The organism is Halorubrum amylolyticum, assembly GCF_004114995.1.
Lineage (GTDB): Archaea > Halobacteriota > Halobacteria > Halobacteriales > Haloferacaceae > Halorubrum > Halorubrum amylolyticum.
The window spans coordinates 223,119-237,280 of the sequence record NZ_SDJP01000003.1; the positions used below are offsets into that span (position 1 = coordinate 223,119).

The 14,162-nt window shown below is 69.1% G+C and carries 13 protein-coding genes and 1 pseudogene; 8 read left to right on the forward strand and 6 right to left on the reverse strand.

From position 1 onward, the window contains the following. Positions 1-77 precede the first annotated feature (77 nt). Positions 78-597, reverse strand: a pseudogene (locus ESO89_RS05080) (YqjF family protein). A gap of 70 nt (positions 598-667) precedes the next feature. Next, the gene (locus tag ESO89_RS05085) at positions 668-1,591 is read right to left on the reverse strand and encodes a cation diffusion facilitator family transporter (RefSeq protein WP_128904580.1); all 924 of its coding nucleotides are present in this window, start codon (positions 1,589-1,591) and stop codon (positions 668-670) included. Between the two features lie 146 nt (positions 1,592-1,737). On the opposite strand from ESO89_RS05085, the gene ESO89_RS05090 reads away from it, so the two are divergent. The 4 genes from ESO89_RS05090 (at position 1,738) to ESO89_RS05105 (ending at position 7,131) form a co-directional block, all read left to right on the forward strand. Continuing rightward, positions 1,738-2,439 carry an HD domain-containing protein gene (locus ESO89_RS05090; RefSeq protein WP_128904581.1) on the forward strand — a complete coding sequence of 234 codons (702 nt, stop codon included), beginning with the start codon at positions 1,738-1,740 and terminating at the stop codon, positions 2,437-2,439. A 117-nt stretch (positions 2,440-2,556) separates the two neighbouring features. Continuing rightward, entirely contained in the window at positions 2,557-2,790 is a 234-nt protein-coding gene (locus ESO89_RS05095) for a hypothetical protein (protein WP_128904582.1), read from the forward strand. Next, positions 2,787-4,475 carry a COG1361 S-layer family protein gene (locus ESO89_RS05100; protein ID WP_128904583.1) on the forward strand — a complete coding sequence of 563 codons (1,689 nt, stop codon included), beginning with the start codon at positions 2,787-2,789 and terminating at the stop codon, positions 4,473-4,475. Before ESO89_RS05095 ends, ESO89_RS05100 begins: the two co-directional genes overlap by 4 nt. 157 nt (positions 4,476-4,632) lie before the next feature. Then, complete coding sequence (locus ESO89_RS05105; protein ID WP_128904584.1) at positions 4,633-7,131, forward strand: efflux RND transporter permease subunit; 2,499 nt, start codon at positions 4,633-4,635, stop codon at positions 7,129-7,131. Here ESO89_RS05105 and ESO89_RS05110 read toward each other — a convergent pair. From ESO89_RS05110 to ESO89_RS05120, 3 genes are read right to left on the reverse strand one after another with little or no spacing between them, the layout of a single operon-like run. After that, positions 7,128-8,144: a metal ABC transporter permease gene (locus ESO89_RS05110; RefSeq protein WP_128904585.1), complete on the reverse strand. Its 1,017-nt coding sequence runs from the start codon at positions 8,142-8,144 to the stop codon at positions 7,128-7,130. The genes ESO89_RS05105 and ESO89_RS05110 overlap by 4 nt on opposite strands. Then, positions 8,141-8,917, reverse strand: coding sequence for a metal ABC transporter ATP-binding protein (locus ESO89_RS05115; RefSeq protein ID WP_128904586.1), 777 nt, complete (start codon positions 8,915-8,917; stop codon positions 8,141-8,143). Before ESO89_RS05115 ends, ESO89_RS05110 begins: the two co-directional genes overlap by 4 nt. Continuing rightward, on the reverse strand, positions 8,914-9,996 hold the full coding sequence (locus ESO89_RS05120) for a metal ABC transporter substrate-binding protein (RefSeq protein WP_128904587.1): 1,083 nt from the start codon (positions 9,994-9,996) through the stop codon (positions 8,914-8,916). Before ESO89_RS05120 ends, ESO89_RS05115 begins: the two co-directional genes overlap by 4 nt. Before the next feature lie 163 nt (positions 9,997-10,159). On the opposite strand from ESO89_RS05120, the gene ESO89_RS05125 reads away from it, so the two are divergent. Next, positions 10,160-10,699 (forward strand): SHOCT domain-containing protein, encoded by a 540-nt coding sequence (locus ESO89_RS05125; protein WP_128904588.1) that lies wholly within the window; start codon positions 10,160-10,162, stop codon positions 10,697-10,699. 52 nt (positions 10,700-10,751) lie between these two features. Here ESO89_RS05125 and ESO89_RS05130 read toward each other — a convergent pair whose 3' ends face one another. Next, positions 10,752-11,390 (reverse strand): IS6 family transposase, encoded by a 639-nt coding sequence (locus tag ESO89_RS05130; RefSeq protein ID WP_128904589.1) that lies wholly within the window; start codon positions 11,388-11,390, stop codon positions 10,752-10,754. Between the two features lie 99 nt (positions 11,391-11,489). Here ESO89_RS05130 and ESO89_RS05135 point away from each other — a divergent pair, with 99 nt between their 5' ends. From ESO89_RS05135 to trkA, 3 genes are all read left to right on the forward strand, one after another. Then, entirely contained in the window at positions 11,490-11,735 is a 246-nt protein-coding gene (locus ESO89_RS05135; protein ID WP_128904590.1) for a YhbY family RNA-binding protein, read from the forward strand. Then, positions 11,735-12,628, forward strand: a complete 894-nt coding sequence (locus ESO89_RS05140) for a mechanosensitive ion channel family protein (RefSeq protein ID WP_128904591.1) — start codon at positions 11,735-11,737, stop codon at positions 12,626-12,628. The genes ESO89_RS05135 and ESO89_RS05140 overlap by 1 nt, the downstream gene beginning before the upstream one ends. 122 nt (positions 12,629-12,750) lie before the next feature. Then, complete coding sequence (gene trkA / locus ESO89_RS05145; RefSeq protein ID WP_128904592.1) at positions 12,751-14,088, forward strand: Trk system potassium transporter TrkA; 1,338 nt, start codon at positions 12,751-12,753, stop codon at positions 14,086-14,088. Positions 14,089-14,162: the final 74 nt, after the last annotated feature.

Here is a 14,162-nt window from a genome sequence, read left to right on the forward strand (position 1 = left end):
ATACTCCCGCACTCGATCAAGAGACGGCCTTCAGCGACCGGTTGTCTCGGACGCGGCGATCTCGGATCACCCGTGATTCATCGGACCGATCGGATCCGGTCCGCGCCCACCTCGATCGGCTCCGCGTACCGGACGATCGGGTCGCCGGCGGGCCGGTCGAACCCGTTCGCCTCGAACAGCGTGTTCGCCCGGAGGTCGACGGTCGCCTCCCGCGCTCCTCGCGCTCCCCGAGCGGTCGGCGGTCGCGGGCGGGGCCACGTCCATTTCCGCGCGGTAGTACGGGAGTGCGAACAGCCGCCGCGCGACCGCGACGCCGAGACGGTCGTCCGCGTCGAGGTTGTAGAAGTACACGCCCGGACCGTCGGGCCCCACGACGTAGGTCCGGAGGTTGAGCTCCGGGAACGAGAGCTCGACCGGCGCCCCGGGCGGGCGGATGTCGTCCATCACGAAGGCGACGACGCTCAGGTACGCGTCGCCCTCGTGGGTAGCGGCCGAGAGCCGGTCCGGGAGCGTCCCGGAGACGACGGCGGGGTCGACCGGCCAGTGGCAGAACAGCGCGTCGCGCCACGTCATCTCCAGCCAGCGCCGCGTGAGCATACGAACGGGTAGGGGTGCCGGCGAGTTAATCCGCACGCCGGGGCGGCGCCGGACAGAGCGGGACGAGACGCTAGGCCTCGCCGCCTCCGCCGTCCGCGGCGTCCTTCCACTCCCCGACGCCCGAGGGGTCGAGGTGGACGTGAACGTCGCCCACGTCCTCCAAGTTCCGGAGTCCCGTGACGAGTTCCGTCTCGATGCCGTGGGCCTCCCGGAGCGTCATCTCGCCGTCGACCTCGACGTGGACCTCGACCTCGAGGTCGGTGCCGTCGTAGTACACCGTCAGGTCGTGGACGCCCTCGACCGCGGGGTTCTCGCGGAGCGCGGCGGTGACGCGCTCGCGGTCGGCGGCGGGCGGCGCCGCGCCCACGAGGTACGTGACGTTCTCGCGGCCGATCTCGATCCCCTGATACACGACCAGGACGCTGACGAGCGCCCCCGCGACCGGATCGAGGATCGGGAACCCGAGGAGGAGCCCGAACACGCCCACCAGCGCGGCGATCGTCGTGTAGATGTCGTTGAGGCAGTCGGCCGCGAGCGCGGTGAGCGCGGTCGATCCCAGCGTCGCGTTCACCCGGTCGGTGTACCAGTAGAGGAGGTACATATCGGCCATCGCGAACAGCAGCGCGGCGACGAGGACGGGGCTCGCGGCGACCTCGACCGGACCGACGAGTCCGAGCACCGACTCCCGGAGGAGCAACAGCCCGAGCAACACGATCGTCGCGCCCACGAACAGCGCGGTCAGGGGCTCGATCCGCTGGTGACCGTGCGGGTGGGTCTCGTCGGCGGCGTCGTACCGCGACCCGCCCCAGACGAACACGACCGCGCTGGCGACGAGGTCGGCGACGGAGTGGGCCGCGTCCGCGAGCAGGGCGACGCTGCCGAACGCCAGTCCCGCCGCCCCCTCGACGGCGATCTTCACCGCGTTGCCGAAGACGTTCACCCCCGCGGCGCGCTGGAACCGCGCCTTCTCGCCGCTTCCCCAGGGGCGCCACATACGTCCCGGTGGTCACCGCCCGACCTTAAGGACCTCGGCGTCGAGGCCGACTTCGACGGGGCGAGCAGAGGCGATACACCCGTCGTAACGACTAAGAACGAAACGCTCCTCGGTTACGGTAATGAACGTCGAGTTTTTCGCCCGAGGTGGTTCCCGTGGGCGTCGAAATTAAGGAAGCGGAGGTGAGCGACGAGGACTTCGCGGAGATGAAAGGGTTTGTGAGGGATTACCTTGCGGCCAGCGTCGAGAGCGAGGAGGACGGCGGTCGGATGCGCTGGTACCCGTGGCACTCCGCGGAGTACCGGTTCAACCACATTCTCAACGTCGTCGATCTGGCGATCGACATCGCCGAGAGCGAGGGCGCCGACGTGGACGTGGTTCGCGTGGCCGCGGTGTTCCACGACGTGGCGAAGTTGGAGGCCGAACAGGACGTTCACGCCGAGGCCGGCGCGCGGGTCGCCCGCGAGTACTTACAGAGCCGCGGCAGCTACCCGGAGTCGTTCATCGAGGAGGTGTGCGGCGCGGTCGTCGAACACTCCTACACCGGGGATCTGACGGACGTGCCCTTAGAGAGCCGGTGTCTGATCGAGGCCGACGTACTCGACAAGGTCGGCGCGAACGGCGCCGCCCTCATGCTGCTCCGGATGGGGTATGAGTCGCGGACCCACATGGACGCCGCGAAGATGGTCGACCGGGTGCTCCAGCGGGCTCACGACCACACCGAGCGCGTCGTCTCGGACACCGCCGAGAGCATCGCGCACCAGCGCATCAAGCGCGTGAAGTGGCTCCGCGAGTGGCTCGAAGAGGAGGTTGCGCGGATGGACGCCGACGGCGTCACCGATCGCTGACGCCGCGGGTCCGGGATTCCTGCCCGCCGGCCGAACGGCCCCGGAGAGCGTCGCCCCCCTCGGCGGGGCGGTCGTCGGCGCCAACACGCTTATTCTACGGGCGTCAGACACGAACGTATGAGCCGATTCGACGCGTTCGCGGGTCGTCCCGCCGGCCCTGATGCCGTCGCGGTCCAGCCCTCCGCCGTCCCGATCCAGCCCTCCGCCGTCCCGATCCAGCTCTCCACCGTCCCGATCCAGCTCTCCACCGTCCCGATCCAGCTCTCCACCGTCCCGATCCAGCTCTCCACCGTCCCGATCCAGCTCTCCACAAACCCGGCCGCCGGAGCGAGAGTCGGAGGCCGGAGATGAGCCGGTCGGCGAGGGTCGGAACGCTGGTGCTGGTGCTCGCGCTCGTCGCCGCGGGGTCGCTCGTCGCGGGGGCAGGGCTCTCCGGCGCCGCCGCGTCCGTGACCGGCGCCGACGACGGGCGGACCGCGCTGCAGGGCGCCGACGCGGTCGGCCCCGCCGCCCAGACGACCGACAGACAGGTCCGCGGCTCGCCCGAACTCGACCTGTTCCTCTCGCAGCGGACCGTCCCGAGCGGCGCCGAGTCGGCGGTGACCGTCGACGTCCTCAACACGGGCGAGATGGAGATGGGCAACGACCTCGACCCGCGCGTGACGACCGCCCGCGGGCTCACGCTGGAGGTCGACGACGGCGACGTGCCGATCGAGGTGGGCGACGGCACGACGGTGGTCGGCGACGTGCGGACCGACGCGAGTCCCGTCTCCGTCCCGCTCGACGTGACGGTCCCCGACGACGTGCCGGACGGGCGGTACGAGGTCGAGGTGACCGCCCGCTACCGGTACACGTTCGAGGTGGTCCCCCAGTTCAACAACCACAAGGACCGCCGGGGGGTCGACCGCTTCGACCTGACGGTCGTCGTCGACGACGGCGCGCGGTTCGCGGTCCTCGACACCGAGACGGACGCGCAGGTCGGCGGGAGCGGCGACGTGACCGCGACCCTCCGGAACGTCGGCGACGAGGTCGCCCGCGACGCGGTCGTCACCGGGAGCACGACCGGGAGCGGGGCCGCGATCGGCAGCAACGGCAGCGGCGAGGCGTTCGTCGGGGACTGGGAGCCCGGCGAGAACCGGACCGTGACGTTCGCCTCCACCGTCTCGCCCGACTTCGGCGGCGGAGCGTACGCGTTCGTCTCGACGGTCGACTACCGCGACCGCGACGGGATCGAGGAGACCGCCCCCGCCTCCCGGGCGGGCGTCGTCCCGGCCCCCGAGCAGTCATTCTCGGTCGACGACGTCGAGGGCACCCTCGAAGTCGGCTACTCGGGAACCGTCTCCGGGACGCTCACGAACGAGGGACCGCTCGACGTCGACGACGCGGTGCTGGTCGCGGACCCGCAGAGCCAGCGCGTGAGCCTCGGGGAGAGCCGGTACGCGCTCCCGGAGATTCCGGCCGGCGAGTCGATAGAGTTCTCCTTCGACGCGGACGTGAACGGCAACGCCGACCCCGGACCCCGACAGTTCCGGTTCACGACCGAGTACACCAGCGGCGACTCGACGATCGCGGTCGACGAGACCCGCCGGATCGAGGTCGCGCCGCGCCAGCCCGAGTTCGACCTCGTCGCCGACAACACGACGGTGCCGGCCGGCGGGACCCGGCGGATCTCCTTCGAGATCACGAACCAGCGGCCGGAGACGCTCTCGTCGATCAACGCCGGCCTGTACGCCGACAGCCCGCTTTCGGCACCCAACGACGAGGCGTTCGTCGACGAGCTCGAACCCGGCGAGTCGACCGAGATCTGGTTCGAGGTGTCGGCCGCGCCCGGCGCCAGCGTCGAGACGCACCCGATCGAGATCGACTTCCGGTACGAAGACGAGCGAGGCAACGACCGCATCTCGGACGTGGCCCAGTACCCGGTCGAGGTGACCGAGTCCACCGACGACGGCGGGCTCCCGATCGCGACGCTCGTCGTCGGCCTGCTCCTCGCGGTCGCCGGCGCGGGCGCGGTCGTCTGGTACCGGCGGCGGTGACCGGATGACGGACTCCGCACCCGAACGACCGCGCGGGCGGCCTCCGCCGCCGGAGGACGGCCGGCGCGACCGCCGCCGGAATCGACGGCGGACCGACAGCGGGGGGCGACCGTGACCGCCGCCGGAATCGACGGCGGACCGACAGCGGGGGGCGACCGTGACCGCCGCCGACCGGTTCGTCGAGCGCGTCGACGAGTTCGTCACCGAGCGGCCGGCGACGGTGATCGTCGTCTTCCTCCTCGTGAGCGTCGTCGCCGTCGGCGGGATCGGCGGGATCGAGACGAGCGCCGGCGCCGACCAGTTCACGCAGGACATCCCGGCCCAGCAGGCGTTAGACGACATCGACGAGGAGTTCGAGACCTCGATCGGCGGGTCGGCCACCGCCGCACAGGTGATCGTCACCGGCGACAACGTGCTCTCCCGCTCGACGCTGATACGGATCTTGGAGACCCAAGACAGGCTGGAGTCGCGGTCGACGCTCCGGGTGGGGTCGACGTCGAGCCACGCGGACGCGATCGCGCGACAGCTCGACCCGACCGCGGAGACCGCCGCCCAGCGGCGCGACGCGGTCGCGGAGGCGACGCCGCGGGAGCTGCAGGCCGCCATCGCCGACGCCGACGCGTCCGGCGCGATCGAGGCGCAGGTGTCGGTCGACTACAACCCGACCGCCCAGACCGCCGACGCCGCCATCGTCGGGATCACCTACGACCTGCCCGACGCGGCGACGACCGCGCGGGTGACGGAGCTGCAGACGCGCAGCGTCGAGGTCGTCGACTCGGTGCCGGGCAACGAGGCCGGCGACAACGCGATCCTCTTCGGCGACGGCGTGCTCCAGTCGGAGATCACCGCGCTGCTCGGCGACACCGCGATCATCGTGTTCCCCGCGGCGCTGCTGTTAATTCTGGGCTTTTTGGTGTTCGCCTACCGCGACCCGATCGACATGTCGATCGGGCTCGCGGCGCTCCTGCTGTCGCTTCTCTGGACCTTCGGGTTCATGGGGTACGCCGGGGTTCCGTTCTCCGACTCGCTCGTCACCGTCTTCCCGCTGTTGCTCGCGGTCGGAATCGACTTCGGGATTCACATCGTCAACCGCTACCGCGAGGAGCGGGGCGAGGGGTTGGGGATCGCGGCCGCGATGCGGACGACGACCGACCAGCTGCTCATCGCGTTCCTGCTCGTGACGATCACCACCGTGTTCGGGCTCGTCTCGAACGTGGTGAGCCCCTTCGACCCCAACCGGGACTTCGGGATCGTCGCCGCCGCCGGGATCGTGTTCACGCTCGTCATCTTCGGGATCTTCCTGCCCGCCGCGAAGGTGCTCGCGGACCGCTGGCGCGAGCGGCTCCCGATCCCGGAGTTCGGCACGACCGCGCTCGGCGCGGGCGACTCGCGGCTCGGCCGCGTGCTGCGCGTCGGCGTCGACCTCTCGGAGGTCGCGCCCGTCGCGGTCGTCGTCGTGCTCCTCGTCGGCGGCGCGGTCGGGGGCGCGTACGGTACCGGGGTGAACACGGAGTTCTCCGAGGAGGCCTTTTTCCCCGACGAGGACCGGCTGGAGACGTACTCGAACCTGCCCGAGCCGTTCGCGCCGACCGACTACACGTTCCTGCGCGTGCTCACGCTGTTCGAGGAGGAGTTCGAGCAGGACTTCGTCGGGAGCGTGACGCTGTACGTCGACCAGTCGGTGAGAGACGACGACGCCCTGGAACTGATCGACCGGACCACGCGCAACCCGCCCGACACCTTCGCGACGACCGACGAGCGCCGGGCGGCCTCGACAAGCGTCGTCACCGTCATCGAGGACCAGGCGGCGCGGGACCCCGAGTTCGCCGCCGTCGTCGATCGCAACGACCGGCTCGGCACGGGGGTGCCCGACCGCAACGTCGACGAGGTGTACGACGCCCTGCTCGACTCCCCGGCCGAGGGGCAGGCCCGCGGCTACCTCGCGGCCGACCGCGGGAGCGCGCGGATCGACTACACGATCCGGCCGGGCGTCGACAACTCCGAGGCGGTCGCGGACGTGCGCGAACTCGCCGAGCGCACTCCCCTAGAGGCGGTGCCGACCGGGAGCCTCGTCGTCAACGAGGCCGTGATCGACCGGCTCACCGAGTCTGCGATCCGGAGCCTGTTCGCCGCGTTCGCGCTCACGGCGGTCTTTCTCGCCCTCTCGTACGCCTACCTGGAGGGGAAGGCCGTGTACGGCCTGCTCAACCTCGTGCCCGTGCTCGTCACGGTCGGGCTGCTGGTGGGGTCGATGCGGCTGTTCTCGATTCCGCTGACGCCGATCAACGCCCCGATCCTCTCGGTGTCGATCGGGCTCGGCGTGGACTACACCGTCCACTTCGTCCACCGGTTCGTCGACGAGTACAAGGCCGGACACGCGATCGACGAGGCGCTGGACATCACCATCGCCGGCACCGGCGGCGCGCTCACCGGGAGCATGCTCACGACCGTCTGCGGGCTCGGGGTCCTCTGGCTCGCCGTGATCCCCCTCCTGCAGGACTTTGGCCTGTTGCTCGCGCTGGGCGTGCTGTACGCGTACCTCTGCTCGATCCTGCTCGTTCCGTCGCTCGTCGTCGTCTGGGACCGGTACGGGGACCGGGTCGGGCTCGGGCTCGACGGCAGCCTCCGCGAGACCGCCGGCGAACGCGCGGACTAGTGCTCCGCGGACGGGGCCGGATCGTCTCCCGCGTCCGCCGCATCCTCGGGGTCTCCGGCCCGCCGCGACTGCGCCTTCCCGGCGAGTACCGCCGCGACGTAGACCGCGACGGCGACGAGGACGATGGTGCCGCCGGCGGTCGTGTTGTAGCGGAACGACAGCGTGATCCCGGCGAGCACGGCGATCTGCGCGAGCACGACGGAGGCGAGCAGCGCCTCGCGGAACCCTCGGGCGAGCTGCGCGGCGGCCGCGACGGGGACCACGAGCATCGCCGCGACGAGGATGACGCCCATGATCTGCATCGCGCCGACGACGACGAGGGCTGTCAGCGTCGTCATCAGGCGGTTGTACCACGGGACGTTGACGCCGGCGACGCGGGCCGCGGTCTCGTCGAAGGTCACGTACAGGAGCTGTTTGTAGGTGACCGTGACGACCAGCGCGACGACCGCGAAGAGGACGACCAACAGGACGGCGTTCTCCCGCGAGACGGTCGAGAGGTTCCCGAAGAGGTACTGGTTGATCCCGACAGCGAGCCCGCCGGTGTTCAGGCTGATGAGGACCGCGCCGAGCGCGAACCCGGTCGAGAGCACGATCGCCATCGACACGTCGTTGTACGCGTCGGTGGTTTCGGAGATCAGCTCGATCGCCAGCGCGGCGATCACGGCGACGACGATCGCCGTGACGTACGGGGAGATCCCGGTGCCGAGCAGGGAGTTGACGAACAGCCCGACCGCGACGCCCGCGAACGCGGTGTGCGCGAGCGCGTCGCCGATCAGCGCGAGCTGGCGGTGGACGAGGAAGGTGCCGATCAGGGGGGCCATCACCGCGATGAGCGCGCCGACGAGGAACGCGTGGTGCATGAACACGTACTCCAGCATCGCGATCCCCAGCCGCTCGCCGACCCAGCCGAGCCCGTCGCTCCACAGCCCGACGAGCCGGGCGAGGAGGTCGTAGGGGGCGGAGAGGAGGGGAACCGACGCGGCAGCGGCCGCCGGAGAGGTCGGAACGCTCACGTGACGATCCCCCCTTCCTCGCGGCGCACGTTCGTCCCGTACGCCCGGTCGAGCGCGTCACTGTCGGCGAAGTCGGTCGGCGAGCCGTCGAAGTACACCTCGCGGTTGAGACAGACGACCCGCGAGGCGTGTTCGATCACGGCCCCGATGTCGTGCTCGACGAGCAGGACGGTCATCCCGTCCGCGACGAGCCCGTCGAGGAGCTCGAAGAAGGCGTCGACGGACTCGGCGTCGACCCCGACCGTCGGCTCGTCCAAGACGAGCAGCTCGGCCTCGCCGGCGAGCGCCCGGGCGATGTAGGTCCGCTGGCGCTGGCCGCCGGAGAGCGCGGTGATCTTTCGGTCGGCGAGGTGCTCGATCCCGACCGTCCGGAGCGCCGCGCGGGCGTGCTCGCGGTCCTCGGCGGTCACCCGACCGAACCCGGCGTGCGGGAACCGCCCCATCAGGACGACCTCGCTCACCGTGATCGGCATCCGCTTCTCGTCTTCCGTCACGTCCTGTGCGACGTAGCCGACGCGCTCGCGCTCCGCGAACGCCCGGGCGGGGTGGCCGAGCAGCGCCGCGGACCCGGAGTCGGGCTCGTGGAGCCCCAAGAGGAGCCGGAGCAGCGTGCTCTTCCCGGAGCCGTTCGGCCCCACGATCCCGACGTACTCGCCGCGCTCGACCCGGAGGTCCACGTCCTCGACGACCGGGGCGGCGGCGTACCCGAACGTCAGGTCTCGGGCCTCGACGAGGGGGTCGTCGTCGCCGACCGGCGCGGATTCCCCGCTCATGGCTCGAAGTTGCGCCCGTAGTCGGCGAACATCACGTCCTCGGGGTCGTCGACGCCGAGCAGGAGCCGGAACGTCGGGAGGTTCACCTCGCGGGCGATGTCGAAGTACCCCCAGCCGCGCTCGACCCACGACTCCGCGGTCCCCGCGTACGGCGTCACGGGGTAGTAGGCCGTCACGTCGGTCTGTTCGAGCAGCTGGCGCGCCGGGCGGATCGGCTCGAAGACGGCGGCGCCGATGTGTTCGATGCCGTGTTCGGCGATCGTGTCCTGCGCCCGCTGCATGTCGGCCGGCCGCACGTCGTCGTTCGCCGCGAGGTTCACGACGAGGGGTTCGATCGTCGCGCCGTAGCGCTCGGAGACGTAGCCGAAGGCGTTGTGCGCGGCCAGGAACGCCACGTCGCGCTCGGCGGCGTCGAAGACGGCTTGCCACTCCGCGTCGAGCACGTCGAGCTCCGCGTCGAGCGCGTCGGCGTTCTCCCGGATCGCCGCCTCGTGGTCCGGATCGACCGCGGCCAACCCGTCCGCGAGGTTCGCGACCGCGACCTTCGCGCGCCGCGGGTCGAGCCAGAAGTGCGGGTCCTTCGCCCCCTCGACCGCCTCGTCCACCGTCAGCGAGTCGGCGAGGTCGACGAGGTCGACGCCCGCCCGGGCGTTGATAAGTTCGGTCTCGGTCGACTCGGCCGCGAGCGCGTCGATCGCCCGGTCGACCCACGGCTGGAAGTCGGGGCCGACGTGGACGAGGGCGTCGGCGTCGGTGACCCGGCGCTGGATCGACGGGTCCGGCTCCCAGCCGTGGCCGTGGAGCCCGGTCGGAACCAGGTTCTCGACCGCGATGTCGGTCCCCGTCGCGAGCGAGTCGGCGAAGTCGTAGAACGTGAAAAACGAGGCGACGACGGTGTGTTCGGCGTCGCCGCCTCCGTCGCCGGTATCGTTGTCGTCGTTTCCGTACCCGTCCCCGCCCGAGCCCGAGTCCGCCGCGTTCCCGGTGCAACCGGCGAGTCCCGCCGCGAGAGCGCCGGCACCGATCGAGGCGAACCGACGCCGAGAGACGTTCGACGAGCCGTTCGCGTCTGTGTGCATACCGGTGTTTAGAGTAGGAGCGTATAATATACTTCTGGTCAAAGAAAAAGATTAGACTAGTCTAATCCTCTCTCTCTCGGTCGATCCCCGTTCCCCCGCGCCGGCACGACCCTGTCCCCCCGCGCCGACACGACTTTGTCCCCCGGTCCGGACTGATACGTCGATGGCGGACACCTCCATTCGCGGGCGGTTCGCGCGGAACGCGAGCGGCATCGCCTCCACCGTGGTGACGGGGACGTGGCTCGCGGCGCTGCTGCTCGATTTCGGCTGGTGGCTCCCGTTCATGCTGTTCGGCTACATCGTGATCGTGCCGGTTGTCTCGATGCTGTTCGACGAGGACGAGAAGTCGGAGCGGACCGACGGCGACGACACGGCGGCGGAGTGGGAGACGGAACGCGAGACGGCGCGCGAGCGCGGCCGAGAGGCGGACCGGAGCGCAGGCGGCGATCGCAGGGGCGACCGCGAGAGCGACCGCGCCGACCTCGGGCAGGGCGACACCGCCGACGCGCTCGACCGGCTTCGGACCCGGTACGCGAACGGCGACCTCACCGACGAGCAGTTCGAGCGGAAGCTCGATCGGCTGCTGGAGACGGAGACGCCGGAGGACGCCGCGGAGTACGTGGATCGGGTCCGGCGGACCGACTCGGAGTCGGAGCGCGACGTGGAACGCGAGCGCGACGTGGAACGCGAGCGCGATTCGTAGGAGTCCGTAGACGGCCCCCGAAAGAGCATGCGAGCGCGCTCAGACAGTCGTGTTAACTTTGGCGTGAATTGTGGTAGACGGCGGCGGCTTCAAGCCAGTTTTGAGCTGTCTCGAGCGCGACATTGCTAAAACTATTTGCAAACGATGAGGTTCGCCGTTCTATTTCCCAAAAGACACGTTCGATGGCATTCCGATTTCCATGGCGAATAACTTGAAATCGATAGCCATCTTCAGCGAGAACTGACCCAAGATAGTCTGCGTCATCGACGAGAAATTCAACGTTATTCAGCTGGTAGCGCTGGTATAATTCTGTCAGAAACCATCGCGTCGTCTGTTTATTTGTGGTCGGATAGAGGCTTACGTGGTGGATCTCGTTTGTATATGGATCAACCGCGCCGTACAGCCAGAACTTCTGGCCGTGAAGGCGGATCATCTTTTCGTCAACCGCAAGTTGATCCTCGGAGACGGTCGAGATCGGCTGTAGATCGGCTTTATGAACCCAGTTGTGGATAGCGACATGGCTCCGATTGATCCCAAACATTTCGAGATGTTTACTTACCTCACGTAGTGACATACCGGCCAAGTGACAACGGATCCCTACTTCAATCGCCCAGCGTGGAGTTCGATCTCGCTCCACAAACGACAAGTCGATCCACGCGATACGTTCGCTGAGGCGCTCGGTTTCGGCCATAGACACTCTGAAGTCGAGCGCCTCATCCTCTAACTTAACGCGACCGCTCAGACGCCCCCAAACCTCAAGCTTCAATGCGCGCGGCCGATTTTATCGTGTATGAGCGACCAACAGCTTCGCAAGGAGGCGCACGACCTCGACGTCACCGTCTGGGTCGGGAAACACGGCATCGACTCGGTCGTCGACGAACTCGACGACCAGCTCGACGACCGCAAGCTCGTGAAGGTGAAGTTCCTCCGGGCCGCGCGGGGCGGGACCACGACCGACGAGCTCGCCGCGGAACTGGCCGACGCCGTCGACGCCGACCTTATCGAGACCCGCGGCAACACGGCGGTGCTGCACTGATGGGCGCCCCCGCGGGGGCGCTCGGAACCGTCGCGGCCGCGGGGACGCTGGAGCCGTACCTCGGGCCGCTGACCGGTATCGTCGTCGACGCCGTGATCTTCCTCGCCGTCGTCGTCGCGACGTACCTCATTTATAAGGTGATCATCGCGTCGCTCGTCCGGCGGGTGTTCGACAGGCAGGGCCTCGACGAGCACGCGCGGCGCCCGCTCCAGAAGATCGTCGCGTTCCTCGTGCTGTTCGCGGGCGTCACGGTCGCGTTCGGCGCGGCGGGCTATCAGGGGTTCCTGCGGTCGCTGGCGACGATCGCCGCCGCGGCGACGCTCGCGATCGGCTTCGCGCTGCAGGACGTGATCAAGAACTTCGTCGCGGGCGTGTTCATCTACACGGACAAGCCGTTCCGCATCGGCGACTGGATCGAGTGGCAGGGGAACTCCGGGGTCGTGGAGGACATCTCCTTCCGGGTCACCCGCGTGCGCACGTTCGACAACGAGCTGCTCACGGTGCCGAACCACGCCCTGACGAGCGACGTGGTGAAGAACCCGGTGGCGAAGAAGACGCTGCGGCTGAAGTTCGTCTTCGGCATCGACTACGATGACGACGTGGAGAAAGCGACGGACATCATCGTCGAGGAGGCCGAGAAGAGCGACGCCATCCTCGACGGCCCCGCGCCCTCGGTCCGGCTGACAGAGCTCGCCGACTCGTACGTGGGGCTGCAGTCGCGGATCTGGATCGACGACCCGTCGCGGGCCGACTTCGTGAAAGCGCGCGCAGACTACGTGAAGGCGGTTAAGCAGCGGTTCGACGAGGAAGACATCTCGATCCCGTTCCCGCAGCGCACCGTCTCGGGGCGGAACGAGTGGACGGACCCCGCGTCGTTCGGCGGGGAGTCGTAGGCGCCGGGCAGGGACAGGCGCTCGTCGGCGGGCCGGAGGCGCTCGTCGACGGCCCCGCGGCGGGGCGACCCGTTCGCCTCCCGATAGTAACGAACTTGAGGGTCGGGTCTCTGGTTTCGCCCATGCACGTGGTCATCATCGGGGCCGGCGAGGTCGGGACGAGCATCGCTGCGAGCCTCGCATCGGACCACGAGGTCGTCGTCGTCGACGTCGACCCGGACCACGCGGATCAGCTCAAGTACGAGCTCGACGTGCTCACGATCGCCGGCGACGGGACCACCTCGGAGATCCAGACCGCGGCCGATGTCGGGCGGGCGGACATGGTCATCGCCTGTACCGACAACGACCAGACGAACCTCGTCGCCTGCGGGGCCGCGAAGACCCTCGGCGACGCGTTCACTATCGCCCGCGTGAAGAGCACCGAGTACCTCCGGACGTGGGAGGGGAACGAGGGCGCCTTCGGCGTCGACTTCATGGTGTGTACCGACCTGTTGACCGGCGAGAACATCGTCCGCGTCATCGGCCTCCCCGCCGCCATCGACGTCGACCCCTTCGCCAGCGGGCTGGTCCAGATGGCCGAATTCGAGATCGCGGAGGGGAGCCCCGTCGCCGGACAGACCGTATCGGAGGCCGACCGCTTCGAGTCGCTCACGTTCGTCGGACTGTTCCGCGACGGCGAGATGACGATCCCCCGCGGCGACACCGACATCGCGGTCGGGGATCGCGCGGTCGTGATCGGCAGCCCGGAGAGCGTCCAGTCGTTCGCGACCGACATCGATCCGTACACGACGCCGGACGAAGCGGACGACATCGTCATCGTTGGAGGCAGCGAGATCGGCTATCAGACCGCCCGACTCCTCGGGGAGCGCGAACTTCGCCCCCGGGTGATAGAGCAGGACGCCGACCGGGCGCGGTGGCTCGCCGAGCAGCTGCCGAAGGCGGTCGTCATGGAGCACGACGCGACCGACGCCGAGTTCCTCACCCGGGAGAACGTCGACGACGCGGACATCGTCGTCACCGCCCTCGGCTCAGACGAGCAGAACCTCCTCGTCGCGGTGCTCGCCAAGCGTCTCGGCGTCGACCGCGTGATCGCCGTGGTGGACAGCCCCGACTACGTCACCGTCTTCGAGGAGATCGGCATCGACATCGCGATCAACCCGCGGACCGTGACGGCCGAGGAGATCACGCGGTTCACCTACGAGAGCGTCGCCGAGAACATCGCGGTGTTGGAAAACGACCAGGCGGAAGTCTTAGAACTCGAACTCACCGATGGGTGCGGGCTTGTCGGCCGGCCGATTTCGGCGATCGTCGCCGACACCGACGCGCGGTTCGTCATCGGCGCGATCACGCGGGACCACGAACTCGTGACGCCGCGAGGGGACACGGCCCTCCGGCCGGGCGATCACGTGATCTTGCTCGTGGACTCCGACTTCGTGAGCGAGATCGCGTCGATGGCCTGATCGGTCCTCAAACACCTCCAGTGAGCCCCCGAAGGCTCGCCTCGGGCTCTCCGGTTCGTCCCTCGCTTCGACAG